Annotated in this window: 24 protein-coding genes; 8 read left to right on the top strand and 16 right to left on the bottom strand. The window is 66.4% G+C overall.

The genetic code is table 11. From position 1 onward, the window contains the following. The first annotated feature begins 30 nt into the window (after window positions 1-30). From cyoA to trhA, 8 genes are all read left to right on the top strand, one after another. Window positions 31-1,065, top strand: coding sequence for a ubiquinol oxidase subunit II (gene cyoA / locus ASC78_RS15975; protein ID WP_055803000.1), 1,035 nt, complete (start codon window positions 31-33; stop codon window positions 1,063-1,065). Beyond that, window positions 1,062-3,074 carry a cytochrome o ubiquinol oxidase subunit I gene (gene cyoB, locus ASC78_RS15970; RefSeq protein ID WP_055802998.1) on the top strand — a complete coding sequence of 671 codons (2,013 nt, stop codon included), beginning with the start codon at window positions 1,062-1,064 and terminating at the stop codon, window positions 3,072-3,074. The genes cyoA and cyoB overlap by 4 nt, the downstream gene beginning before the upstream one ends. Then, the gene (cyoC, locus tag ASC78_RS15965; RefSeq protein ID WP_055802997.1) at window positions 3,067-3,732 is read left to right on the top strand and encodes a cytochrome o ubiquinol oxidase subunit III; all 666 of its coding nucleotides are present in this window, start codon (window positions 3,067-3,069) and stop codon (window positions 3,730-3,732) included. The genes cyoB and cyoC overlap by 8 nt, the downstream gene beginning before the upstream one ends. Continuing rightward, a complete protein-coding gene (cyoD, locus tag ASC78_RS15960) occupies window positions 3,729-4,124 on the top strand; it encodes a cytochrome o ubiquinol oxidase subunit IV (RefSeq protein WP_055802994.1) in 396 nt (131 codons plus the stop codon). The genes cyoC and cyoD overlap by 4 nt, the downstream gene beginning before the upstream one ends. After that, a complete protein-coding gene (locus ASC78_RS15955) occupies window positions 4,121-4,972 on the top strand; it encodes an SURF1 family protein (protein ID WP_055802992.1) in 852 nt (283 codons plus the stop codon). Before cyoD ends, ASC78_RS15955 begins: the two co-directional genes overlap by 4 nt. Next, window positions 4,956-6,365 (top strand): ATP-binding protein, encoded by a 1,410-nt coding sequence (locus ASC78_RS15950; protein WP_055802990.1) that lies wholly within the window; start codon window positions 4,956-4,958, stop codon window positions 6,363-6,365. The genes ASC78_RS15955 and ASC78_RS15950 overlap by 17 nt, the downstream gene beginning before the upstream one ends. Next, window positions 6,349-6,903 carry a response regulator transcription factor gene (locus tag ASC78_RS15945; RefSeq protein ID WP_055802988.1) on the top strand — a complete coding sequence of 185 codons (555 nt, stop codon included), beginning with the start codon at window positions 6,349-6,351 and terminating at the stop codon, window positions 6,901-6,903. Before ASC78_RS15950 ends, ASC78_RS15945 begins: the two co-directional genes overlap by 17 nt. Before the next feature lie 81 nt (window positions 6,904-6,984). Further along, window positions 6,985-7,671 carry a PAQR family membrane homeostasis protein TrhA gene (gene trhA / locus ASC78_RS15940; protein WP_055802986.1) on the top strand — a complete coding sequence of 229 codons (687 nt, stop codon included), beginning with the start codon at window positions 6,985-6,987 and terminating at the stop codon, window positions 7,669-7,671. Between the two features lie 291 nt (window positions 7,672-7,962). On the opposite strand, the gene ASC78_RS15935 is transcribed toward trhA, so the two are convergent. From ASC78_RS15935 to modB, 16 genes are all read right to left on the bottom strand, one after another. After that, on the bottom strand, window positions 7,963-8,187 hold the full coding sequence (locus tag ASC78_RS15935; protein ID WP_055802984.1) for a SlyX family protein: 225 nt from the start codon (window positions 8,185-8,187) through the stop codon (window positions 7,963-7,965). A 31-nt stretch (window positions 8,188-8,218) separates the two neighbouring features. After that, the gene (locus tag ASC78_RS15930; protein WP_055802982.1) at window positions 8,219-10,735 is read right to left on the bottom strand and encodes an ABC transporter permease; all 2,517 of its coding nucleotides are present in this window, start codon (window positions 10,733-10,735) and stop codon (window positions 8,219-8,221) included. A 68-nt stretch (window positions 10,736-10,803) separates the two neighbouring features. After that, entirely contained in the window at window positions 10,804-11,673 is an 870-nt protein-coding gene (locus ASC78_RS15925) for a formate dehydrogenase accessory sulfurtransferase FdhD (RefSeq protein ID WP_443082725.1), read from the bottom strand. An 8-nt stretch (window positions 11,674-11,681) separates the two neighbouring features. Beyond that, complete coding sequence (locus ASC78_RS15920; protein WP_055802979.1) at window positions 11,682-12,095, bottom strand: hypothetical protein; 414 nt, start codon at window positions 12,093-12,095, stop codon at window positions 11,682-11,684. Then, the gene (locus ASC78_RS15915; RefSeq protein WP_055802977.1) at window positions 12,092-13,315 is read right to left on the bottom strand and encodes a formate dehydrogenase subunit gamma; all 1,224 of its coding nucleotides are present in this window, start codon (window positions 13,313-13,315) and stop codon (window positions 12,092-12,094) included. Before ASC78_RS15915 ends, ASC78_RS15920 begins: the two co-directional genes overlap by 4 nt. A gap of 11 nt (window positions 13,316-13,326) precedes the next feature. After that, window positions 13,327-13,581, bottom strand: coding sequence for a hypothetical protein (locus ASC78_RS15910; RefSeq protein ID WP_055802974.1), 255 nt, complete (start codon window positions 13,579-13,581; stop codon window positions 13,327-13,329). After that, the gene (gene fdh3B, locus ASC78_RS15905; RefSeq protein WP_055802972.1) at window positions 13,578-14,201 is read right to left on the bottom strand and encodes a formate dehydrogenase FDH3 subunit beta; all 624 of its coding nucleotides are present in this window, start codon (window positions 14,199-14,201) and stop codon (window positions 13,578-13,580) included. Before fdh3B ends, ASC78_RS15910 begins: the two co-directional genes overlap by 4 nt. 10 nt (window positions 14,202-14,211) lie before the next feature. Next, complete coding sequence (locus ASC78_RS15900) at window positions 14,212-17,199, bottom strand: formate dehydrogenase subunit alpha (protein WP_055802970.1); 2,988 nt, start codon at window positions 17,197-17,199, stop codon at window positions 14,212-14,214. A gap of 13 nt (window positions 17,200-17,212) precedes the next feature. Continuing rightward, window positions 17,213-17,443: a hypothetical protein gene (locus tag ASC78_RS15895; RefSeq protein WP_055802968.1), complete on the bottom strand. Its 231-nt coding sequence runs from the start codon at window positions 17,441-17,443 to the stop codon at window positions 17,213-17,215. Window positions 17,444-17,552: 109 nt separating this feature from the next. Beyond that, window positions 17,553-18,170, bottom strand: coding sequence for a TorD/DmsD family molecular chaperone (locus ASC78_RS15890; protein ID WP_055802966.1), 618 nt, complete (start codon window positions 18,168-18,170; stop codon window positions 17,553-17,555). Further along, on the bottom strand, window positions 18,167-20,305 hold the full coding sequence (locus ASC78_RS15885) for a 4Fe-4S dicluster domain-containing protein (RefSeq protein ID WP_200934317.1): 2,139 nt from the start codon (window positions 20,303-20,305) through the stop codon (window positions 18,167-18,169). Before ASC78_RS15885 ends, ASC78_RS15890 begins: the two co-directional genes overlap by 4 nt. Beyond that, window positions 20,229-20,858, bottom strand: a complete 630-nt coding sequence (locus ASC78_RS15880; protein WP_055802965.1) for a DUF3306 domain-containing protein — start codon at window positions 20,856-20,858, stop codon at window positions 20,229-20,231. Before ASC78_RS15880 ends, ASC78_RS15885 begins: the two co-directional genes overlap by 77 nt. Then, window positions 20,851-21,396 carry a DUF3305 domain-containing protein gene (locus ASC78_RS15875; RefSeq protein WP_200934316.1) on the bottom strand — a complete coding sequence of 182 codons (546 nt, stop codon included), beginning with the start codon at window positions 21,394-21,396 and terminating at the stop codon, window positions 20,851-20,853. The genes ASC78_RS15880 and ASC78_RS15875 overlap by 8 nt, the downstream gene beginning before the upstream one ends. 60 nt (window positions 21,397-21,456) lie before the next feature. Continuing rightward, window positions 21,457-22,248: an ABC transporter ATP-binding protein gene (locus tag ASC78_RS15870; RefSeq protein WP_055802961.1), complete on the bottom strand. Its 792-nt coding sequence runs from the start codon at window positions 22,246-22,248 to the stop codon at window positions 21,457-21,459. Continuing rightward, a complete protein-coding gene (gene modA / locus ASC78_RS15865; RefSeq protein WP_055802959.1) occupies window positions 22,245-22,994 on the bottom strand; it encodes a molybdate ABC transporter substrate-binding protein in 750 nt (249 codons plus the stop codon). Before modA ends, ASC78_RS15870 begins: the two co-directional genes overlap by 4 nt. 31 nt (window positions 22,995-23,025) lie before the next feature. Then, on the bottom strand, window positions 23,026-23,709 hold the full coding sequence (gene modB, locus ASC78_RS15860) for a molybdate ABC transporter permease subunit (protein ID WP_028258820.1): 684 nt from the start codon (window positions 23,707-23,709) through the stop codon (window positions 23,026-23,028). Window positions 23,710-23,721: the final 12 nt, after the last annotated feature.

The raw sequence follows: 23,721 nt of genomic DNA, 5'->3' as shown, positions 1-23,721 counted from the left end.
AGCCCACGCACCTCTTTCTCTCTCTTCGGCATGCCCACCCTCCACTTCCTTCGCCGATGGCTCCTGTTGCTTCCCCTCGCCTTGCTGGCGGGCTGCAACACGGTGCTCATGAACCCTTCCGGCGACATCGCCAACCAGCAGGGACGCCTGATCGTCGTCTCTACCGTGCTGATGCTGATCATCATCATCCCGGTGATCGCGCTGACCATCTTCTTCGCCTGGCGCTACCGCCAGTCGAACAAGGAGGCCGACTACAGCCCCGACTGGGATCATTCCACCCAGCTCGAACTCGCGATCTGGGCCGCGCCGCTCTTGATCATCATCGCGCTGGGGGCCATCACCTGGATCAGCACCCACACGCTCGACCCGTACCGTCCGCTGAGCCGCCTGGACGCCGAGCGCCCGATTCCCGCCGAAGCCAAGCCGCTGGTGGTCGAAGTGGTGGCGCTCGACTGGAAATGGCTCTTCATCTATCCCGAGCAGGGCTTTGCCACGGTCAATGAGATGGCCGCACCCATCGACCGGCCGATCACGTTCAAGATCACGGCCACCTCGGTGATGAATTCCTTCTTCATTCCCGCGCTGGCCGGCCAGATCTACGCCATGCCGGGCATGGAAACCAAGCTGCACGCGGTCATCAACAAGCCGGGTGAGTTCGAGGGCTTCTCGGCCAACTACAGCGGCGCGGGCTTTTCGGGCATGCGCTTCAAGTTCCACGGCCTGACCAACGACGGCTTTGAAGAGTGGGTGAAGAAGGCCAAGGCCGGCAAGGACGGCGAACTCTCCCGCGAAACCTACGTGAAGCTCGAAGCGCCGAGCGAGCGGGACCCCGTGCGCCATTACGCCAGCGTGGCGCCCGACCTGTATGACGCCATCCTGAACCGTTGCGTCGACCGCAACAAGATGTGCATGAAGCAGATGATGGCCATCGACGCCGAAGGCGGCCTGGGCAAGCCCGGCGCCTTCAATGTGGCCAGCAAGGCAAACGCCTGGCAGCCCGACAGCATCAATTCCAGTTCGCCGACGCGCAAGTACGTCACGGCAATGTGCACCACCGAAGAATGACGATGTTCGAGAACCTTGACCTGACGAAGCTCATCTTCGGCCGCCTCACGTGGGAGGCGATTCCCTACCACGAGCCCATTTTGCTTGCGACCTTTGCGGCCGTGGTGCTGGGCGGCCTTGCCGTCCTCGGCGCCCTGAGCTACTTCAAGCTGTGGGGCACTCTGTGGCGCGACTGGATCACCAGCATCGACCACAAGAAGATCGGCATCATGTACATCATCCTCGGGCTGGTGATGCTGCTGCGCGGCTTTGCCGACGCGATCATGATGCGGGCCCAGCAGGCCATCGCCTTCGGCGACAACGCCGGCTTTTTGCCGCCGCACCACTACGACCAGATCTTCACCGCCCACGGCGTGATCATGATCTTCTTCGTGGCCATGCCGCTGGTCACGGGCCTCATGAACTTCGTGGTGCCGCTGCAGATCGGCGCACGCGACGTGGCCTTTCCGTTCCTGAACAACTTCAGCTTCTGGATGACCACCTTCGGCGCGGGCCTGGTGATGGCGTCGCTCTTCGTCGGCGAGTTCGCCAAGACCGGCTGGCTGGCCTATCCGCCGCTGTCGGGCATTCTCTTCAGCCCCGACGTGGGGGTCGACTACTACATCTGGTCATTGCAGATAGCGGGGGTCGGAACCCTGCTCTCCGGCGTCAACCTGCTGGCCACCATCGTGAAGATGCGCGCGCCCGGCATGACGATGATGAAGATGCCGGTGTTCACCTGGACCGCCCTGTGCACCAACGTGCTGATCGTGGCTGCCTTCCCGGTGCTGACCGCCGTGCTGGCCCTGCTGTCGCTCGACCGCTACGTCGGCACCAATTTCTTCACGAACGACCTCGGCGGCAACGCCATGATGTACGTGAACCTGATCTGGATCTGGGGCCACCCCGAGGTCTACATCCTGATCCTGCCGGCCTTCGGCATCTTCTCTGAAGTGGTCTCCACCTTCTCGGGCAAGCGCCTCTTCGGCTATGCGTCGATGGTGTACGCCACGGTCGTGATCACCATCCTGTCGTACCTGGTGTGGCTGCACCACTTCTTCACCATGGGCTCCGGCGCCAGCGTGAACTCGTTCTTCGGCATCACGACGATGATCATCTCGATCCCGACGGGCGCGAAGATCTTCAACTGGCTCTTCACCATGTACCGCGGCCGCATCCGCTTCGAGCTGCCCATGATGTGGACCATCGGCTTCATGATCACCTTCGTGATCGGCGGCATGACGGGCGTGCTGCTCGCGGTGCCCCCGGCCGACTTCGTGCTGCACAACAGCCTGTTCCTGATCGCCCACTTCCACAACGTGATCATCGGCGGCGTGCTGTTCGGCATGCTGGCGGGCATCACCTACTGGTTCCCCAAAGCGTTCGGCTACAAGCTCGATCCGTTCTGGGGCAAGTGCTCGTTCTGGTTCTGGATCGTCGGCTTCTGGTTCGCCTTCATGCCGCTTTATGTGCTGGGCCTGATGGGCGTCACGCGCCGCATGAGCCACTTCCAGGACATGTCTCTGCAGATCTGGTTCCAGGTGGCGGCCTTCGGCGCCGTGCTGATCGCGCTGGGCATCGCGTCGTTCCTGATCCAGCTGGTGGTGAGCTACATCCGCCGCGATTCGCTGCGCGACACCACGGGCGATCCGTGGAACGGCCGCACGCTCGAGTGGTCGACCTCGTCGCCGCCGCCGGCCTACAACTTCGCCTTCACGCCGCGCATCCATGACAACGACGCCTGGACCGACATGAAGAAGCGTGGCTACGAGCGGCCGCTCGAAGGCTTCACGCCCATCCACATGCCCAAGAACACGGCCGCCGGCTTTGTCATCGCGGCCCTGGCAGCGGTCTGCGGCTTCGCGCTGATCTGGCAGATGTGGCTCGTGGCGGGCATCGGCTTCGTCGCCATGCTGGCCGCCGTGATCATCCATACCTTCAACTACAAGCGCGACTACTACATCCCCGCGGAAGACGTCGTTCGCACCGAGGGCGATCGCACGCGCCTGCTGGGAGCCGTCCATGTCTGATACCTCCGTCCTCCACTCTCCCGCGGCGGGCCACGCCCACAGCGACCAGACGGGTAAGCCGCCCGTGTTCGAGCTGTTCCACGTCGGCAACGATCACCACCCCGAGAACGGCACGCTGCTGGGCTTCTGGCTCTACCTGATGAGCGACTGCCTGGTCTTCGCCTGCCTGTTCGCGGTGTATGGCGTGCTGGGCCGCAGCTACGCGGCCGGTCCTTCGGGCGCCGACCTGTTCGATCTGCCTTTGGTGGCTGTCAACACCTCGCTGCTGCTCTTCTCGTCCATCACCTACGGCTTTGCGGTGCTCGAGATGCAACGCAAGCGCATGGGCGGCACGCTTGTGTGGCTGGCCATCACCGGCCTCCTGGGCGCGGGCTTCATCGGCTTGGAGCTGTACGAGTTCGCGCACCTCCTCCATGAAGGCGCGGGCCCGCAGCGCAGCGCGTTCCTGTCGTCGTTCTTCGCGCTGGTCGGCACCCACGGCCTGCACGTGACATTCGGCATCGTGTGGCTCATCGTGCTGATGTTCCAGCTGCCCAAGCACGGTTTCACCGCAGCCAATCGCCGCCGCCTGATGTGCCTGTCGATGTTCTGGCACTTCCTGGACGTGGTCTGGATCGGCGTCTTCACTTTTGTCTACCTGATGGGATCGATGGCATGAGCACCACCCACACCGAAACCGCAGCGCACGGCCACGACGACCATCACGACGACGGCCCTGTCAGCCACAGTACCTTCAAGGGCTACATGACCGGCTTCGTGCTGGCGGTGATCCTGACGGCGATTCCGTTCTGGCTCGTGATGGGCAAGGTGCTCGCCAACACGCACACGACCTCGCTGGTCATCCTCGGTTTTGCCGCGGTGCAGATCGTGGTCCACATGATCTACTTCCTGCACATGGATGCCAAGTCCGAGAGCGGGTGGAACATGCTGGCACTGATCTTCACGATCGTGCTCGTCGTGATCACGCTGGCCGGGTCGCTCTGGGTCATGTACCACATGAACACCAACATGATGCCGATGTCGGTGCACGACATGAAGAACATGCCTTGACGCCCCCGCCGCCAGACCACAGCACCCAAACCCTCGACACGCCGGCCGGCCGCCAGCGCTCCGCGGCGGCCCGGGCGGCACTGGCGGTCTGCGCGGCACTGGCTTTTGCCGGCTTTTTCGCTCTCGGCACCTGGCAGGTCGAACGCAGGGCCTGGAAGCTGGATCTCATCGCCCGCGTCGAGCAGCGCGTGCATGCCCCGGCCGCCGATGCCCCCGGGCCCGAGCGCTGGGCGCAGGTCAACGCGGCCGCCGACGAATACCGGCGCGTGCGCCTCGCCGGCACCTTTCTCCACGACAAGGAAACGCTGGTGCAGGCCAGCACCCGGCTCGGCGCCGGCTTCTGGGTGCTGACGCCGCTGCGCGCTGCCGATGGCAGCATCGTGCTGGTCAACCGCGGCTTCGTGCCGCCCGAAGCGCAGGGGCGCTCGGCGCGCGCGGCCACCGAGCCGCAGGGTGAAGCCACCGTGACCGGACTGCTGCGCATCACCGAGCCCAAGGGCGGTTTCCTGCGCACCAACGAGCCGGCCGCCGGGCGCTGGTTCTCGCGCGACGTGCAGGCCATTGCGGCGGCGCGCGGCCTCGGCAATGCGGCGCCGTACTTCGTCGATGCGGATGCCGCACCCTCTTCACCCAGCACGGCGACGGCGCCTGCCTGGCCCGCCGGCGGGCTCACGGTCATCGCCTTTCCCAACAGCCATCTTGTCTACGCCCTCACCTGGTACGGCCTGGCGCTGATGGTCTTGGCCGCCGCAGCCTACGCCTGGCGCGAGGGGCGCAGGCGCCGCCGCAGGGGCGAAAATACCGCCGATGTCCAAGCCCGCTCCCGTTCAGATGCCCAACGCGACTGAGCCCCTCGCCGTCGCGGGAGAGCTGCACGCGCCGCGCGCGGGCGTGGCAAGCCTGGACAACGCCACCGGCCACAAGAACATGCAGCAGCTGATTCAGCTGCGCTGGTTCGCGGTGGTCGGGCAGGTGGCCACCATCCTGGTGGTGCACTACGGCTTCGGCATTCACCTGCCGCTCGACCGCATGCTGCAGGTGCTGACCTGCCTTGCGCTCTTCAACGGCGTGAGCCTGCTGCGCTCGCGCAGCCTTCGCCCGGTGACCAACGGCGAGCTCTTTCTCGCGCTCTTGGTCGACGTGGCCACGCTCACGGCGCAGCTCTATCTCAGCGGCGGAGCCACCAATCCGTTCGTCTTTTTGTACCTGCTGCAGGTCATCCTGGGCGCGGTGCTGCTCAAGGCCTGGTCGACGTGGACCATCGTCGGCGTGACCAGCCTCTGCTTTGCGGGATTGGCGCTTTTCTCGCGCCCACTCGCGTTGCCGCTCGACCACGACCGCGGACTCTGGAGTCCGTACGTACAGGGCATGCTGATCTGCTTTGCACTCAACGCGGCACTGCTGGTGGTGTTCATCACGCGCATCAGCCGCAACCTGCGCGCACGCGATGCGCGGCTGGCCGACCTGCGCCAGCGCGCGTCGGAAGAAGAGCACATCGTGCGCATGGGCCTGCTCGCCTCGGGCGCCGCGCACGAGCTCGGCACGCCGCTTGCCACGCTGGCGGTGATCCTCGGCGACTGGCGCCGGTTGCCGCATTTCAGCTCCGACCCCGAGCTGCTGACCGAGGTGGCCGAGATGGAACTGCAGATCCAGCGCTGCAAGAGCATCGTGAGCGGCATCCTGCTGTCGGCCGGCGAAGCGCGCGGCGAGTCATCGGAAGAAACCACGGTGAGCACCTTCCTCGACGACCTGGTGGAGGAATGGCGCACTACGCGGCCGGTCGAAGAGTTCGACTACGACAACCGCTTTGGGCGGGACCTGCCCATGGTTTCCGACTCGGCCCTGAAGCAGATGATCTGCAACGTGCTCGACAATGCCCTGGAAGCCTCGCCGCATTGGCTGCGCTTCGAGGTGGCGCACGACGCCGATGCGCTGACCCTCACCGTGACCGACGCCGGCCCCGGATTCCTGCCGTCCATCCTGAAGGAGTTCGGCAAGCCATACCAATCGAGCAAGGGCCGGCCGGGCGGCGGGCTCGGGCTGTTCCTGGTGGTCAACGTGGCGCGCACCCTGGGCGGCCGCGTCGCGGTGCACAACCGGCCCGAAGGCGGGGCCATCGTGGCCATCACGCTGCCTCTCGCGGCCATCGTGCTGGAAGAGGAAGACGACGACGAAGACATTGGCGAAGAGGCTGAGGCCATCGACACCATCGAAACGAAAGCCCATGACGGAAACCGCTGAAGCCGAGCGCCAGTTGCTGATTATCGAAGACGACGCGGCCTTCGCGCGCACGCTCGGCAAGTCGTTCGAGCGCCGCAGCTACGCGGTCACGCACGCGAGCAATGCCGACGAGGTCGAGCGCCTGTTGCAGACGCACGCGCCCGGCTACGGCTACGCGGTGGTCGACCTGAAACTCAACGGCGAAGCCTCGGGCCTGGCCTGCGTGCGGATGCTGCACCGGCACAACCCCAAGATGCTGATCGTGGTGCTGACGGGCTTTGCCAGCATCGCCACGGCCGTCGAGGCGATCAAGCTCGGCGCTTGCCACTACCTGGCCAAACCCTCGAACACCGACGACATCGAGGCCGCCTTCGGCCGCGCCACCGGCACCACCGAGGTGGAACTGACCAACAGATCGACCTCGATCAAGACGCTCGAATGGGAGCGCATCCACGAGACTCTGGCCGAGACCGGCTTCAACATTTCCGAGACCGCGCGGCGTCTCGGCATGCATCGGCGCACATTGGCGCGTAAATTAGGCAAACAGCAGGTCAAGTAACATGAGTTGCCGGCTTCACGAAATTCCGTGGAACCAAATCCGACCCAGGAGATTCTGTTACCAATGACGAATCGACAACCGATGCAACTGCAGCAAGCCATTCCAGTCCACACCGACAAGCGGCCTGCTCTGGCCCGTGATCAGACCACGCTGGAAGAGATCTTCAATGCGTTGAGCCACGGCCTCGGTCTGCTGCTTGCGATTGCTTCGCTGCCGATCCTGGTCTACAGCGCTGCGCAGAAGGGCCAGGCCGCGAGCATCGTCGGCGCATCTCTCTTTGCGGGCACGGCCATCGTGCTGTACCTGATCTCCACGCTGTATCACGCGCTGCCCATGGGCAGGGCCAAGGCGTGGTTCAACCGGCTCGATCACGCAGCCATCTACCTTTTCATTGCAGGCAGCTACATGCCGTTCCTGTTCGGCGTGCTGCGAGGGCCGTGGGGCTGGACGCTTTTCGGCGCCATCTGCGCCGCGGCAGCGCTGGGCGTGGGCGCCAAGCTGTTCAATCGGCTGCAGCATCCGTTGTGGTCGACGGGCCTCTACGTGGCGATGGGATGGATGGCGTTGATGGCGGCAGTGCCGCTGTACGAACGCATGTCGCCCGCGGGGCTCGGCTGGCTCGTGGCCGGTGGACTCTTCTACACAGCGGGTGCCGTGGTTTTCCTGTTCGATAGCAAGGTGCGGTTTGCGCACTTTGTCTGGCACCTGTTCGTCTTGGCGGGCAGTGCGTGCCATTTCTTTGCGGTGCTCTGGCACTCGCACGGTTGAATCTTTGCGCGTGCACAGGCCACCGGGTACTCCCCTCCGCGAATGTCCCCCGGCTTCGCCTCCTCCTTTATTTCGCTGCGGGGAGCACCCGGCGCCCTGTGCACTGGGGCACGCTGCGGGTGTACCGCTGATCAACGACTGCTCTGAATCACGCTCCCGCTGGCGGGGTGCATTGCGCAGCGAAATAAAGGAGGAGCCCGAAGGGCGGGGGACATTCGCGGAGCAAGGCACCCCCGCCGGCGGGAGCGCGCCCCGAACAAGCAACTTGCGCAGCCCAAATAGAACCGGGCTTCAGTAATGCGGCGGTAGCTCGTCGCGAAGATTGCGCGCCGCCCCCTCCTGCCCCGCGTTCTGGCTCTGCTGCTTCAATTGCGTGACCTGAAGAATGAGGCTGTCGATCTGCTGCTGTTGACGGTAGATCGTCATGTTGAGCTGCTCCAGCAGATCCTCGGCATAGCTCGACTTGATCTCGAGCTCGGTCAGCCGTTCCGCGAGTTCGTTCGGTGGATATTCCATGCCTCTATTGGACAGGAAGATTCTTCATCCCCTACTCCGCCGCCCGCCGCAGCGTATCGACCACCGGCCTGCGCAGCACGTCGCGCAGCCCCCACCAGCCCGCGGCCAGCGCCAGCACCGCGCCCGCGAGCGCACCGGCCACCGGCACGATGGGCGACGCGGTCCAGGTGAAGTCGAACACATAGCGCGCCAGGCCCCAGCCGATGGCCGAGGCCACGATGCTCGCCAGGAAGCCCGCGAGCAAGCCCACGCCCACGAGTTCGGCGCGCTGAACCTGGCGCAGCAGGCTGGCCCGCGCGCCCACTGCGCGCATCACCGCGAACTCGCGCGCGCGCTCCTCGCGTGTGGCCGTGACCGCGGCAAACAGCACCACCAGACCCGCCGCGAGCGTGAAGCCGAACAGGAACTCGACTGCGCGCACCACCTGGTCGAGCACTCGCTGCACCTGGTTGATGGTGGCGCTCATGTCGACGTTGGTCACATTGGGGTAGCTGCGCACCAGCGCGTTATCGAAGCCCCGGGTCTCGGGCGCGCGGAAGGCACCCATGTAGGTCACGGGCACATCGGGCAATGCGGCCACCGTGTACATCACGAAGAAGTTGGCATGCAGCGAGCCCCAGTCGACCTTGCGCAGCGAGGTGATGCGCGAGTCGTTCTGCATGCCGCCGATGTCAAAGCGCATCGTGTCGCCCAGCTTCAGGCCAAGTGTTTCGGCCAGGCCTTCTTCCACGCTGACTTCGCCTGGCGCGTCAGGCTTCCACACGCCCGCGACGATGCTGTTGTGCGGCGGTGCCTGCACGCTGTTGCTGAGGTTGAACTCGCGGTCCACCAGCCGCTTGGCGCGGTCTTCCACGTAGTCGTCGGGCGACACCGGCTTGCCGTTCACGGCCACCAGCCGGCCGCGGATCATCGGGTACCAGTCGAACTTGTTCACGCCGGCATCGCGCAATGACTTCTGGAACGCGGTGCTCTGGTCGGGCATGACGTTGATCACGAAACGGTTGGGCGCATCGGGCGGCGTGGCTTTGCGCCAACTCGCGACCAGGTCGGTGCGCAGCAGCACCAGCAGCACCAGCGCCAGCAGGCCCACCGCCAGTGCGCTGACCTGCACCACGGCATAGGCCGGGCGCGCTGAGATCTGGCGCGTGGCCAGCACCAGCCAACGCGGCGCGGTGGTTTCATTGACGCTGCGGCGCAGCACCTTCACCGCGAGCCAGCTCAAGAGCGCAAACACGGCCACCGCGCCCGCGAAGCCGCCCACAGCGATCAGGCCCAGCTTCAGGTCGCTGCTGGCCGCTATCAGCAAGGCCGCGAAACCAGCCACGCCAATGCCCAGCACCGCAAGCGACGCGGGCTTGAGCCCGCCCACGTCGCGCCGGATCACGCGCAGCGGAGGCACCCGGGCCAGCTGCAGCACCGGCGGCAGGCCGAAGGCGAACAGCAGCGTGAGCCCCATACCCAGGCCGAACGCCACCGGCCACAAGGTGGCCGCTGGGAGCGCGGTTTCGACCAGCCCCGCGAGCAGTACGACGAAGACGTAGTGCACGGCGAAGCCGAGCGCCACGCCGAGGCTGCTGGCCGCAAGGCCGACGACCGCGAACTCGAAGGAGTAAGCCAGTGCGATGGTGCGCTGGCTCTGTCCCAGCACGCGCAGCATGGCGCAGTCGTCGAGGTGACTGGCCGCGAAGCCGCGCGCGGCCAACGCCACGGCCACGGCCGACAGCAGCGCCGCGAGCAGCGCGACCAGGCTCAGGAATTTCTCTGCGCGGTCCAGCGTTTGTCGCATCTCGGGCCGCCCACCTTCGAAGGAGTCGAGCCGCACGCCGCGCAAGTCGCCCTTCTTGATCGCGGCCTCGGCCCAGTCGGAAAAGCGTTTGACGGCCGCATCGTCGCCAGCCACCGCATACCGGTAGCCAACGCGGCTCGCGGGCTGGACGAGGCCGGTGCGCGGCACGTCGGCCTGGTTGAGCAACACGCGCGGCGAAAAGCTCATGAAGCCCGCTCCGCGATCCGGCTCCAGGGTGATCACGCGGCCGACGCGCAGACTGGTGTCACCCAGAAGCAGCGGGTCGCCCACCTTGAGCCCCAGCGAATCGAGCAGCGAGGCATCGACCCACGCCTCGCCCGGCGGCGGAATGTCGCGCGTGATGGTGCCGGGTGCCTCGCCGGTGCTGGCGGTCTGCAGGCTGCCGCGCAAAGGGTATCCCGCAGTCACGGCCTTGAGCGCCACCAGCTTGCTGGCGCCGCCCTGGGCGTCGTCGGCACGTGCCATGGTCGGAAAGCCGTAGGTCCCGGTTCCCTCCAGGCCTAAAGCACGGGCCTGGTCGATGAACGTCGGGGGCGTCGGGTTGTCGCTCACGATGACCGCGTCGCCGCCCAGCAGTTGCCGCGCATCGCGCTGCAGGCCGCCCTGCAACCGGTCGGCAAAGAAGCCGACAGCGGTGAGCGCGGCCACGGCCAGCAGCACGGCAACGATCAAGAGGCGCAGTTCGCCGGCGCGCAGATCGCGCCAGAGGGTGCGCCAGCCAAGGCGAAGGGAGGCATTCATGGGCGAGACGATAGCCGACGCGCGTGCGCCGGCGCCTTTGAGGGGCTTACCGCAAGGGGCGAACAGCCTTAGGCCGGACTTCGGCGCGCGAGTTCCGGTTGCAGCACCAGCCGATCGACGCCCGCGTAGCAGACGAAGTGCCGGTTGGTCGCCCGGCCGATGGCGCACAGGCCCACGCGCGTGGCGACCTCATGGCCCATCTGCGTGATGCCGCTGCGCGAGACCACGATGGGCACGCCCATCTGGGCCGACTTGATCACCATTTCGCTCGTGAGCCGGCCGGTGGTGTAGAACACGCGGTCACCCGCGAGTGCGCCCGGCGGCTGCATGGCGCACCAGCCCGCGATGGTGTCGATGGCGTTGTGGCGGCCCACGTCCTCGACGAAGCAGTGCATCGTGGCCTCGGCACCGCCGGGCTCGAGCGTGAACAGCGCGCAGCCGTGCACCGATCCGGCCGACTTGTAGGTACTCTCCTGGAGCCGGATGGCGTTGACCAGCGCATAGAGCTGCGCCTGCGTCATGCGCGTGGGCGGCAGTTCGAGCTGGTCGATGTCGGCCATCAGGTCGCCGAAAACGCTCCCTTGGCCGCAGCCGGTGGTCACCACCTTCTTGGCGGTGCGCTCCTCGATGCGGTCGATGCCTGCGTGGGTCTTGACCGCGGCGCCGCCCACCTCCCAGTCGACCGTGACGGACTCCACGTCGCTGGCCGATTCGATGAGGCGCTGGTTCAGCAGGTAGCCCAGCACCAGCAGTTCGGGCTGGGCGCCCAGCGTCATCAGCGTGACGAGCTCGCGCCGGTCCACGTATACCGTGAGATCGCGCTCGGCTGGGATAGAGACCGTGCCGCGCGCGCCATGCTCATCGACGACCTCGACCTCGCGCGTCAGTGCGGCGCGGGCCTGGGTGAGACGTGGGAGTGGGAGTGGCAACGGCGGCAGCGGCGTTGTCACTGCGCCTTCTTCGGCGCAGGATTGACGGCGGCGTCGGGCTGCGTGGTGCTTGGCGGCGATGTGGCCGTGGTGGCCGGCGAATGCGCGCCCGCAGCCTCGATGGGCTTGGCGTCCGGCGGCGGCGTATAGGCGAAGGGGCCCGGGTCGGTGCAGGGTGGCGTGGCTACAACCGCAGTTGGCACCGGCTTGGCAGCCGACGCCGCGCTCGCACGGTACTTGGCCACGACGCGGTCTTGCGCCTGGCAGAGCTTGTAGGCATCGACCTTGGCGGTCCAAGCGGTCTTGGCTGCGGTTTCAGCGGCCTTGGCTTTTGCCTCCGGCGTGGCGGGCGGCGGCGGCAGCTTGGCCCAGGCCAAGGGTGCGGCCAGCGCGAGCACCAGCATGCAGAAATTCAGCGACAGTTTTTTCATGAGGGCGTTCCTTCGGCGGGTCTCGCGGGCCGTGCGGGCGGCACCGACGAGTCGGCCGGTACCGTGCGCTGTGCGGGAATCTTGCCCGCGGCAATGTCGTCGTACCAGAGCTCATGGTGCTCCTTGGCCCAGGTCTCGTCGACGTAGCCGGTGCGCATAGCCTTAAAGGCGCCGGTCATGCCGAGCGTGCCGATGAAGATGTGGCCCATGATCATCGCCATCATCAGCAGCGTGGCAACGCCGTGGACCATGTGCGCCACCTGCATCTCGCCGCGCGTGTACACGAAGCCCGGCAGCAGCTTGTCCAGGAAGAGTCCCGATCCGATGACGAAGAGGCCGAGGAACAGCACGCCACCCCAGAAAACAACCTTCTCGCCCGCGTTGAAGCGGTGCGACGGCACTTCCCGTCCGCCGAAGAGGCCGCCGAAGCGCGCGAGCCATTTCAGGTCTCCAGCGCGCGGGAGGTTGTCGCGAATGAAGGTGAACACCATGAACACCGTCGTCACCACAAAGAGCGGACCGACGAAGTTATGGACGTTCTTGAGCGCATAGGCGATCCAGCCGAACAGCGTCAGGCCCATCCACGGCAAGAGGAAGAATTTGCCAAAGGCCATCACGATGCCGGAGATCGCGAGCGTGACGAACGCGATGGCGTTCGACCAGTGCGTGGCCCGCTCGAAAGGCGTGAAGCGCTCGATCTTGCGGCCGGTTTCCTGGCCGTGCAGACGGATGGGGCCGCGCGTGAAATAGAAGATCGCCAGCGCCAGCAGCGTGACGAACAGCAGCGCCGCGCCGTAGGGAATGATCCAGTCGTTGCGAACTTGCCGCCAGGCCTCGCCGGCCGTGGTGTAGCGCGATCCAGGGTACTGCACCGAAGGCTGGATCAGGTTGCCGGCCTCGGGCGCTTCGCTCTTTGGCAGGCTGCTGTAGCCGGTCACGCCTTGCCCGACCTGGCGCCACATGGGCGCGTTGTTGCCGGGCTGCACCCTCATGCGCTCGCCGTTGGTCTGGTTGGCGTAGTTGGGGTCTTCGCTGGCTTCGGGCTTGACCTCGAAGATGTTCTGGCCCCGGATGCCGCCCGCGGGCGGTGCCGGCGTAGCACTCACACCGGGCGCCGAGGGAGCGGACGTGGTTCCGGGTGCGGCCGGCGGCTGCGCCTGCCCGAAGGCCGAGCCCAGTGCTGCACAACAAAGAACCAGAGCGGTCAGCGCTTGCTTCATAAGCTCTCCGTTCAGTTCTCTTTGGTGTATTCGTTCTGCCCGTTCTGCGTGCGGGTCTTGAGCTGCTGCTGCCAGGCCGTCTTGTCGCCGACCTTCCAGCCGGGTGCGGTGAACACCGTGCCGGCGTTCTGCTGGCTGCTCGTTCCGCTCCAGGGCACGGCATCGTGCTTCACGCCCTGCGCATTGGTCTGCGGCTTCTCGCCGCAGGCCACGAGGCAGGTTGCGGCCAGCGCAACGCCCAGGGCGATAAGGCCCGGCCGCTTCATTTCTGCACTCCGTTCACGGGCGGCTTGCCCGCTTGCTGGGAGCCGTAGGCGGTGCCCCAGCCCCAGACTTCGGCACCCTTGCCGCGCTGGACCACGCGGGTGCGGAAGATGTCGGCCACCACATCGCCGTCGCCGGCCAGGAGCGCCTTGGTCGAGCACATCTCGGCGCAGGCCGGAAGCTTGCCTTCGGCGAGCCGGTTGCGGCCGTACTTCTCGAACTCGGCCTCGGAGCCGTTGGCCTCGGGGCCGCCGGCGCAGAAGGTGCACTTGTCCATCTTGCCGCGCACGCCGAAGGTGCCTTGTGACGGAAATTGCGGCGCGCCGAACGGGCATGCATACGAGCAGTAGCCGCAGCCGATGCACACGTCCTTGTCGTGCAGCACCACGCCTTCGTCGGTGCGGTAGAAACACTGCACCGGGCATACCGCCATGCAGGGCGCGTCGGAGCAATGCATGCAGGCCACCGAGATCGACTTCTCGCCCGGCACCCCGTCGTTCAGCGTGACCACCCGGCGGCGGTTCACGCCCCAGGGCACCTCGTTCTCGTTCTTGCAGGCGGTGACGCAACTGTTGCATTCGATGCAACGCTCTGCGTCACAGACAAATTTCATTCGAGCCATGGTGCCCTCCTTATGCTTTTTCCACGTTGCAGATCGTGGTCTTGGTCTCTTGCATCATGGTCACGCTGTCGTACCCGTAGGTGGTAGCAGTGTTGATGGCCTCGCCGCGCACCACGGGGGCCGCGCCCGCCGGGTAGTAGCCGAGCATGTCGACGCCCTGCCAGTGGCCCGAGAAGTGGAACGGCATGAACACGGTGTCGGGCCCCACGCGCTCGGTGATCAGCGCCTGCACGTTGAGCTTGGCGCCGGTGGGTGTGTGCACCCAGGCGCGCTCGCCGTTGCGGATGCCCTTTTCGGCCGCGACCTTGGGGTTGATCTCGATGAACATCTCCTGCTGCAGCTCGGCAAGCCAGGGGTTCGAGCGCGTTTCCTCGCCGCCGCCCTCGTATTCGACCAGGCGGCCGGAGGTCATGATGTACGGGAACTTCTCGTGCACCTTGTCGGCGATGTTCTTCTGCTGCACGCTCTTGTAGAGCGTTGGCAGACGCCAGAACGCCATCTTGTCATCGTGCGTCGGGTACTTGGCCATCAGGTCCGGCCGGTTGCCGTACAGCGGCTCTCGGTGCTGCGGAATCGCGTCCGGGAAGTTCCAGACCAGCGCGCGCGCCTTGGCATTGCCGAAGGGATGGCAGCCGTGGTTCTTCATGAACACGCGGATCATGCCGCCCGAGCTGTCGGTCTTCCAGTTCTTGCCTTCGGCCTTCGGCTTCTCGGCCTCGGTGAGTTCGTCCCACCAGCCCAGCTTCTTGAGCAGCACGTGGTCCAGCTCGGGGTAGCCCGTGGTGATGTCGGCGCCGGCCGAATGCGAGCCGTCCTCGGCCAGCAGGTTCTTGCCGTCGCGCTCCACGCCGAAGTTCGCGCGGAAGTTGCCGCCGCCTTCCATCACGTGCTTGGACGTGTCGTAGAGGTTGGGCGAGCCCGGGTGCTTGAGTTCGGGCGTGCCGTAGCAGGGCCACGGCAGGCCGAAGTAGTCGCCCGTGAGGTCGTAGCCGTTGATCTTGTCCTTCACGCCGGCCTTCACCTTGAGCGTGCGCACGTCGAAGGCGCCCATGTTGCGCATGTGCGCCTGCAGCCGCTCGGGGCTCTGGCCGGTGTAGCCCACGGCCCAGCAGGTCTTGTTGATTTCGCGCAGGATGTCGTCGGGCAGGGGCTCGTCCATGCCCTTGACCTTCTGCATCTTGAAGTTCTTGCTGAGCTCCTTGCCGAAGCCCAGGCGGTCGGCGAACTGCTGCATGATCATGTGGTCGCTGCGGCTTTCCCACAGCGGCTCGATCACTTTCTCGCGCCACTGGATCGACCGGTTCGACGCCGTCACGGAGCCGCTGGTCTCGAACTGCGTGCACGCGGGCAGCAGGTAGACGGCGCGATTCTTGTTGAGGTCGTCGGGGTTGCCCGGCATTGCGGCCATGGCGGCGGTGGCCGAGGGGTACGGGTCGACCACCACGAGCAGGTCGAGCTTGTCCATGGCGCGCTTCATCTCGAGGCCGCGTGTCTGCGAGTTGGGCGCATGGCCCCAATAGAACACGCCGCGCAGGTTCGAGTCCTGGTCGATCAGCTCGTTCTTCTCGAGCACGCCGTCGATCCAGCGCGACACGGTGATGCCCGGCTTGGTCATCATCGCGGGCGAGGCGAAGCGGCCCTTGATCCATTCGTAGTCGACGCCCCAGGTGGCGGCGAAGTGCCTCCAAGAACCTTCGACGATGCCGTAGTAGCCGGGCAGCGAGTCGGGGTTCGGGCCCACGTCGGTGGCGCCCTGCACGTTGTCATGGCCGCGGAAGATGTTGGTGCCGCCGCCCGACTTGCCCACGTTGCCGAGCGCAAGCTGCAGGATGCACGAGGCGCGCACGATGGCATTGCCGATGGTGTGCTGGGTCTGGCCCATGCACCACACCACGGTGCCGGGGCGGTTCTCGTTGAGCCATGTGGCCACCTTGAGCACCTGCGCCTCCTTGACGCCGCAGGCCTCCTCGACCTTGTCGGGCGTCCACTTGGCCAGGACCTCTTCGCGCACCTTTTCCATGCCGAAGACGCGGTCGTTGATGTACTGCTTGTCTTCCCAGCCGTTCTTGAAGATGTGGTGCAGGATGCCGAACAGGAAGGCGATGTCCGAGCCCGAGCGGATGCGCACGTACTCGTCGGCCTTGGCCGCGGTGCGCGTGAAGCGCGGATCGACCACGATCATCTTGCACCCATGCTCCTTGGCATGGAGCATGTGCAGCATGCTGACCGGGTGCGCCTCGGCGGCGTTGGAGCCGATGTACATCGCCACCTTGGAGCCGCGCATGTCGTTGTACGAATTGGTCATGGCGCCATAGCCCCATGTATTCGCGACGCCGGCAACCGTGGTCGAGTGGCAGATGCGCGCCTGGTGGTCGCAGTTGTTGCTGCCCCAGAAGCTCACGAACTTGCGCATCAGGTACGCCTGCTCGTTGCTGTGCTTGGACGAGCCGATCCAGTAGACCGAATCGGGACCGCTGGCCTGACGCAGGTCCTTCAGCTTGGCGGTGATCTCGTTGAGCGCCGTGTCCCAGCTGATGCGCTCGTACTTGCCGTTGACCAGCTTCATCGGATAGCGCAGCCGGTATTCGCCGTGGCCGTGCTCGCGCAGCGCAGCGCCCTTGGCGCAGTGCGCGCCGAGGTTGAGCGGCGAATCGAACACCGGCTCCTGGCGCACCCAGACACCGTTCTCGACCACCGCATCGGAGGCGCAGCCGACCGAACAGTGCGAGCACACGGTGCGCTTGATCTCGACCTTGCCGGCGCCGATTGCGGTGGGCCGCGCTTCGCCTGCCGCCTCGGCCTTGCGCATCAGCGTGAGCTGGCCCGCGGCCAGGCCCACGCCCACGCCGAGCCCGGAACGCCGGAGGAAGGCGCGCCGGTCCATGGTGGGCAGCGCACCCGAAAGGCCGCGCCGCAGGCTGTGAATGAACGCGGAAGACTCGCGTTCCCCTTGCCGCGAGACACTGTTCGCGGGGGCTGTTTTCTTGGTCAACAACATCGTGGGGTCCGCTTCAGGTCGAAGCGGTCTTGTAGTAATGCTTGACGTGTTCGCTCAGCGAATACCCGCCGCCTTTTTCAGGCGCGGGCTTCGCCGCGGGCGCGGCAACTTCGACCGCCGCGGGGGTGTCGACGACCTTGGGGAGCACCGAAACCGCGGCAACCGCGGCACCGGCGCTGGCGGCACCTAAAAAGAAACCTCGACGCGAGGCCGGCTTGATTCCGACCGCTTGGCTGTCCTGCATGTGATCTCCAGGAGTGGCTGGGGGGCAAACCAGATATGAACTGATCTGCATACATCTGGATACTAGTCTAGACCCTTATTTCCCACAATCCGACACTTCCCTATGTCGATTAACCGAGCATGTCGAAGCCTTGGACTTCGACCTCGGCAAAGGCGCGGGTAAAGCCGGCCAGTGAGGCATAAAAGCGGGCCTTCGGATGTTGCGCCACTGCGTCGCAGAGCGTCGGCAGCCACGACTGCAGGTGGGTGGCGAAAAAAGCCTGTTGCTGCGCAAGGTTGGCTACCGCTGCGTCGTCACCGGCAATAAGGTAGCGCATTACCTCGAACAGGCAGGCAACATGGTCTTCGCTTTCGGAGACGGCGTCGCCGCGCGCGAGTCCGAGGCGGGCCAGGTCTGTGCGCAGTTGGGCCAATGGCTTGTCGTTGAGAAAACCGCTCAGGTAGTGCGACCCAAACAGGTACACCTCGGGCTTGCCCATGCCGCCGAAGAGCGCGTCGTACTCGGCATGCACCGCAGCGGCGTCGGTGCCGCGCGCCGCGCCCACCAGCTGCCGCCAGGGCTCTTCGAGAAAGGCGCCGGCCGCGGGCGCCTCGGTCGGTGCCACGCTGAAGGCGCCGAGGAGTTCGGCGTCGGGCGCGGCATACCAGAGGCGCGCGAGCAGGCCATAGACCTCGGCACGCGCAATCTCCTCGTCGAGCGCCGAGGTCATTGGAGGAAATTGACTCATAACTGGGTGATCTTCATTTCGTTCTGGGCGCTGTACAGGTCGATCACCCGGCAGTCGCTGCACATCTTGAGCCGCTCGAGCGCCTCGCCCTGGAACATGGCGTGGCCCGCCAGCTTGCCGAGCATCGCTTCGATGGCCTTCTGCGTGCCGAAGGGCTTGCTGCAGCGGATGCAGGCCCAGGGCTTGGCCTCGTTGAGCACCACGGGCTGCTTGCGCTCGGGGGCAGTCGAAAGCCGCGGCACGAGCGCAATGGCGTTCTCGGGACAAGTGGTGGCGCAGAGCCCGCACTGAACGCAGTTCTTTTCGATGAAGCGCAGCTGCGGCGCGTTCTGGTTGTCTTGCAGCGCGCTCGCGGGACAGGCGCTCACGCAGGCCAGGCACAGCGTGCAGCTGTCCTTGTTGACGGTGATCGCGCCGAAGGGAGACCCCTCGGGCAGGGGAATCGCCAGCGGTGCGGCGGCATCGGCAGCCGGCGCCGACAGCGCGGGCGCCTGGGCCATCAGGTGGTCCAGCGTCATCTCGAGCGTGCCGCGCTTCTCGCCGCCGACGGCAAAGCGCGCCGCGCTGCCGGGCACGCGCTGCCGCGTGGCGCGCAGGCCGGTCAGCGCCGCATCCAGCGTTGCCGGCGTGGCGGCCTCGATCAGGTGGAAGTGCGTACCGGTGTAGCCCAGGCCCGTGAGCAGCGCCTGCGCGACGGCCATCTGCTTCTTCAGCGCGTCCAGATACTGGGGCGCCTCTTCGCCGGTGGTCAGCACCGCCACCTGCGACGCGCCGAACGCAATGGCGCTGAGCCAGAGATCGATGCCCGTGCTCGCGACATGCATCAGCGCCACCGGCAGCACGTGCGCGGGCACGCCACCGAGACCGTCGCGCTTGCCGCGCCCGAGCTGCGCCTCACGGCCGAGTCGTTCGACGAGAGCCTGACCACCTTCCTCGTTGTGCAGCAGCACCGCGGCGTCGCGGCCGCCGGCACCCAGATAGGTGGACAGCAGCGTGCGCAGCTTGCGGCCCTGGTCGGGCGTGCGCGGATAGGTGTAGCCCAGCGCGCCGGTCGGGCACACCGTGGTGCAGGCGCCGCAGCCGACGCACAGCTGCGGATTCACGACGATGCGCTGGCGCGCCTTGTCGCTCGAGATGGCATGCGCCGAGCAAACCTCGACACAGGCGTTGCAGCCCACCACTTCGTTGCGGCTGTGGGCGCAGATCTTCTGCTTGTAATCGAAGAACTTCGGCTTCTCGAACTCGCCCACCAGCTCGCGCAGGCGCAGCAGGGTCGAGAGGCCTTCGGCATGCGCGAGTCCGCCCGCCAAGTGGAAATAACCCTGCGGCGGCGCATGCCAGTCGATCAGCGCAGTGGCGCCCAGGTCGAGCACCAGGTCGAACCCGGCATCGAGCGCCTCGGGTGCCCGGCTGAAGTTGATGGCACCGGCCACGCTGCAGGCTTTTTCGCAGTCGCGGTGCGAAGTGCACTTGGCCAGGTCGATCTGGTAGTCGAGACCGATCGCCTGCTCGGGGCACACGCTCAGGCAGGCATTGCAGCGCGTGCAAAGGTCCAGGTCGATAGGGTTGTCGCGCGTCCACTTGAGCGAGAAGGCGCCGAGCCAGCCTTGAAGCGATGCGATGCGTCCCGCCATCACCGGCCAGCGGCGTTCCTGCCCGCCGCCGGCGGCGCCCGGACCGGTGGAAAAGATCGACACCTGGAGCGTGTCGGTCACCAGCGCGGCGGCCTTTTCGGCTTCGTCGAGCGGACCGACGATCAGGAGCCGGCCCTGGCTCGCATAGCTCACGGTCGAGACTGGATCGGGCTCCGGCAGGTGGGCCACCGCCAGCAAGGCGGCGATCTTCGGGCTGGCGTTCTTCGCGTCGCGGCTCCAGCCGCCGGTTTCGCGGATGTTGACGAAGCGGATCGGCGAGGTCGCGCCTTCGGTCTGTTCGGCCAGCTCGGTGAACAGCTTGCGCTCCTGCGTGCAGGCCACCACCACTTCGTCGCCCGAGCGGATGGCGCGCTGGAAAGCCGGCGCCTCACGGCGGCACAAGGTGGAATGAAGGGGCAGCGGCTCAGCCAGCGCTGCGCCGAGCGTCTTCGGCTCGAGCGGCATCGTCTGGTTGCAGTCGCAGATCAGCGTGGTGGTCATCGGTTTTGTGGCTTGCGGGTTGCGCATCGGCAACCTGCTGGCTGGGGAGATCCCCCGGAGGCTCGGACTGTGCCACGTCCGACGGCGTGTCGGCGTGGGGAGTTTCCGGGGGTGGTGCGGGAGTTTCATCTCCCTCGGTTTCTTCCTCGGTTTCTTCCTCGTGCTCGAACAGCTTGAGGAACTTGGCGCTGGCGATCTGGCGCAGCACGCTGTCGGGGATCGGCGTCGACTTGGAATAGTCGTCGACGTAGGTGTCCAGGCCGTCCATCACATTGAACTGCGGATCGGCAAAGAGCTTTCGGAACGCGGTGTTCTTGACCTCGGGCGCGACGTTCCTGGCCACGAAGGGCCGAAAGTCGGACTCGGGCGTGAGCGCCTCGGCCTCGGCCAGCGTGGGCGGGGGCGCTTCCCCCTGCCCTTCGGCCGCAAGACCCGCGGCAACGGGTATTGGTTCCGCGGTAGGCGGCGTCTCCGGCACGACGGGCGGCGGCGCGAGTTCTTCGCGCGCTTCGTTCTTGCGCCGCGACCAGCGGTCGAAAAAGTTCTCAGACATCGCCTCCTCCGTGGCCGCGCTTTTTCTCGGTCGACACACTGGCCGCGTTGCCGAAGCGGTCGACCAGCGGACGGAAACTCTCGGGCCGCTTGCGGCGCTTGGGCTCGATCACGTAATGCTCTTGCACGAAGCCGCGCATCCACTCGATCACCTCTTCGGGCGCAGGCACTTGCTCCACGGTTTCCTGCGCGTCGAGCCAGCGTCCGGCTTCGTTGTAGCTGAGGCTCACCACCACCGGCCGCGCCAGCGGCTCGTTGGCGATGCTGGGGTTTTCCTCCATGCGCCACAGCACGAACCAGCAGGGCGCGGGCGTGGTGGCGTTCAGGTGGTAGCCCTCCACTTCGTCGCGGAACAGCTCGGTCTTGAAACCCGGGTACAGCCAGCGCTGCGCGCCATCGCTCGCCTCGAGCAGGCGTGGCTCGGTGCCGAAGCCGGGCTGGTCGGGGCCGACGCTTTCGAGAATCCAGCGCCAGGATTGCCAACGGCTCTCGACACGCTCTCGGCGCATCACGACGGCAACATCGATGGAAGGATTCATGCGGCGATCGTAGCGCCACCGCAAGCCGCTTTTGCGCCGAGGGTCATATGCGCCACAGACTCAGGCGCCGGGCGCATCCTGCAGCAGCAGGCCACGCAGCTTCCGATGCAGCGGCGTCGCCTCCGCAGGCGGCACGCCGCCCGCTTCGCGCAGCGCAAGGTTGCGGCTCTCGCCGTTGTGCAGGTCGATCTCCCGCACCACCTGGCCGTTGTCGTAGACGAAAGCCACGTCGGCCAACGCGAGCACGTCGTCGATGTCGTGCGTGATCATCAGCACCGGAATGCCCCACTGGCGGCGGACCTGCGCGAGCTCGTTGCGCAGCTCACTGCGCAACATCGGGTTGAGCGCGGCAAAGGGCTCGTCGAGCAGCAGCACCTGCGGCTGGCAGGCCAGCGCGCGGGCGAGCGCCACGCGCTGCTGCTGGCCGCCCGAGAGCTTCTGCGGCCGGCTGTCGGCCAGCGCGGCCAAGCCGAAACCATCCAGCAGCGACTGCACCATCTCGGCCTCGCGCGGCGGCAGCTTGCGCCGGTGCCACGCGGTCAGGCCGAAGGACACGTTTTCGCGCACCGACAGGTGCGGGAACAGCGCGTAGTTCTGGAACAGGTAGCCGATGCGCCGCGCCGGCGCGGGCACGTCGATGCCGCGCGCAGAGTCGTAGAGCGTGCGGCCATCAAGCCGCACATGCCCTTCGGACGGCCGCAGCAAACCAGCGATGGCTTGCAGCGTGAGTGTCTTGCCCGCGCCTGAAGGTCCGTAAAGCGCCGCGAATGGCACATCGGTCGCGAAACGCGCCGCCAGGTCGAAGCGGCGCGTGCCGTCGGTGACCGTGAGCTTCAGGTCGACGTCGATCATGGCGTACCGAAGCCATGACGCGCGAGGACTTCGCGTGCCGCGTCGCTCGAAAGAAAGGCCACGAAATCGCCGGCCAGCGCTTTCTGCCGGCTGTCGGCGACCACCGCGACCGGGTAGGTCACCGGCACGGAGGTTGCAGGCGCGAAGGCGACCCGAACCTTGTCGCCCATCACGGCCGCATCGGTGCGGTAGACGAAACCGGCCTCCACTTCGCCGCGCGCCACGTAGTCAAGCACCTGGCGCACGCTGTCGGCCTGCACGAACTTGGGCTCGAGCACGCTCCAGAGCCCTGCCCCTTCCAGCACCTGCCGCGTGTAGCGGCCGACCGGCACTGTGGCGGTCTTGCCAACTGCGATTTTTCGCACGCCCGCGCCGGCAAGGTCTTGCAGCGACCGCACGCCTGCCGCGTCTCTCAGCGGCTCGATCAGCACCAGGGCGTTGCTCGCAAAGTTCCGGCGCGTGGCCGCATCGATGAGCTTCTGCTCGGCGGCGCGGCCCATGGTCTCCTGGTCGGCGCTGGCGAACACGTCGACCGGTGCGCCCTGTGCAATCTGCTGCAGCAGCACGCCCGAAGCGGCGAAATTGAAGCGCACCGTGGCGCCTGGTTTCACGGCCTCGAACTTCGGCCCCAGCGCCTTGAACGCGTCGGTCAGGCTGGCCGCCGCGGACACGGTGATCTGCTGAGCCACCGCGCCCAGCGGCAGCGCCAAGGCCAGCACGAGAGGCAAGAGGCGGAGGGGATGCATTCGGGTTTTTACGGGTGGGATGCGCGGGCCATCAGCGCAGGGAGAAAAACCGGTTCGACAGCACCAGCACCGTGACCGACAGCAGCGAAGTCACCACCACCAGCAGCAACGCCAAGTCGTCATGGCCGGCCTGCACGGCGTCGTAGATCGCCATCGACAGCGTCTGCGTTTGCTGCGGAATGGATCCCGCCACCATCAGCGAGGCGCCGAACTCGCCCATGGCACGCGCGAATGCGAGCAGCGTGCCGGCCAGGATGCCGGGCCAGGCCAGCGGCAGCGTGACGCGCAGAAATACCGAGAACGGCGACTGCCGCAGCGTGCTGGCGGCGGCCTCGAGCGAGCGGTCCACGCCCGCGAAGGCGGCGCTGGCCGATTTCAGCACCAGCGGCAACGCCACCACCGCGGATGCCACGACGGCGCCGTGCCAGCTGAAGATGATGCTGTAGTCGAGGTGCTCGCGCAGCCAACTGCCGAGCGGGCTATGGCGCCCCGCCGCGACCAGGATGGCGTAGCCGATGACCGTGGGTGGCAGCACCAGCGGCAGCATGAACACCGCCTCCAGCACCGTGTCGCCCGGAAAACGCTTGCGTGCGAACACCCAGCCCAGCGCCACACCGGCCACAAGCGCGAGCAAGGTCGCGACCGCGGCCACCTTGAGCGACAGCACCAGCGGAAACCAGTCGGCCGAGGCGATGAGGGAGTTCGTCGTATTCATGAAGATACAACG

The sequence above is a fragment of the Variovorax sp. Root318D1 genome (assembly GCF_001424835.1).
GTDB lineage: Bacteria > Pseudomonadota > Gammaproteobacteria > Burkholderiales > Burkholderiaceae_C > Variovorax.
Note: the sequence above shows the minus strand (reverse complement) of the source record. Positions and strands in the feature narration are given on the sequence as shown.

Bases quoted from the DNA above. Each gene is read 5' to 3' on its own strand.
- cyoD (WP_055802994.1), top strand. From the start codon at position 3,729: ATGAGCACCACCCACACCGAAACCGCAGCGCACGGCCACGACGACCAT.
- ASC78_RS15895 (WP_055802968.1), bottom strand. From the start codon at position 17,443: ATGCAGGACAGCCAAGCGGTCGGAATCAAGCCGGCCTCGCGTCGAGGT.
- cyoA (WP_055803000.1), top strand. From the start codon at position 31: ATGCCCACCCTCCACTTCCTTCGCCGATGGCTCCTGTTGCTTCCCCTC.
- cyoC (WP_055802997.1), top strand. From the start codon at position 3,067: ATGTCTGATACCTCCGTCCTCCACTCTCCCGCGGCGGGCCACGCCCAC.
- ASC78_RS15870 (WP_055802961.1), bottom strand. From the start codon at position 22,248: ATGATCGACGTCGACCTGAAGCTCACGGTCACCGACGGCACGCGCCGC.
- modA (WP_055802959.1), bottom strand. From the start codon at position 22,994: ATGCATCCCCTCCGCCTCTTGCCTCTCGTGCTGGCCTTGGCGCTGCCG.
- ASC78_RS15915 (WP_055802977.1), bottom strand. From the start codon at position 13,315: ATGAAGCAAGCGCTGACCGCTCTGGTTCTTTGTTGTGCAGCACTGGGC.
- ASC78_RS15930 (WP_055802982.1), bottom strand. From the start codon at position 10,735: ATGAATGCCTCCCTTCGCCTTGGCTGGCGCACCCTCTGGCGCGATCTG.
- ASC78_RS15880 (WP_055802965.1), bottom strand. From the start codon at position 20,858: ATGTCTGAGAACTTTTTCGACCGCTGGTCGCGGCGCAAGAACGAAGCG.
- ASC78_RS15890 (WP_055802966.1), bottom strand. From the start codon at position 18,170: ATGAGTCAATTTCCTCCAATGACCTCGGCGCTCGACGAGGAGATTGCG.
- fdh3B (WP_055802972.1), bottom strand. From the start codon at position 14,201: ATGGCTCGAATGAAATTTGTCTGTGACGCAGAGCGTTGCATCGAATGC.
- cyoB (WP_055802998.1), top strand. From the start codon at position 1,062: ATGACGATGTTCGAGAACCTTGACCTGACGAAGCTCATCTTCGGCCGC.
- ASC78_RS15900 (WP_055802970.1), bottom strand. From the start codon at position 17,199: ATGTTGTTGACCAAGAAAACAGCCCCCGCGAACAGTGTCTCGCGGCAA.
- ASC78_RS15910 (WP_055802974.1), bottom strand. From the start codon at position 13,581: ATGAAGCGGCCGGGCCTTATCGCCCTGGGCGTTGCGCTGGCCGCAACC.
- trhA (WP_055802986.1), top strand. From the start codon at position 6,985: ATGCAACTGCAGCAAGCCATTCCAGTCCACACCGACAAGCGGCCTGCT.
- ASC78_RS15950 (WP_055802990.1), top strand. From the start codon at position 4,956: ATGCCCAACGCGACTGAGCCCCTCGCCGTCGCGGGAGAGCTGCACGCG.
- ASC78_RS15935 (WP_055802984.1), bottom strand. From the start codon at position 8,187: ATGGAATATCCACCGAACGAACTCGCGGAACGGCTGACCGAGCTCGAG.
- ASC78_RS15945 (WP_055802988.1), top strand. From the start codon at position 6,349: ATGACGGAAACCGCTGAAGCCGAGCGCCAGTTGCTGATTATCGAAGAC.
- ASC78_RS15920 (WP_055802979.1), bottom strand. From the start codon at position 12,095: ATGAAAAAACTGTCGCTGAATTTCTGCATGCTGGTGCTCGCGCTGGCC.
- ASC78_RS15875 (WP_200934316.1), bottom strand. From the start codon at position 21,396: ATGAATCCTTCCATCGATGTTGCCGTCGTGATGCGCCGAGAGCGTGTC.
- modB (WP_028258820.1), bottom strand. From the start codon at position 23,709: ATGAATACGACGAACTCCCTCATCGCCTCGGCCGACTGGTTTCCGCTG.
- ASC78_RS15885 (WP_200934317.1), bottom strand. From the start codon at position 20,305: ATGACCACCACGCTGATCTGCGACTGCAACCAGACGATGCCGCTCGAG.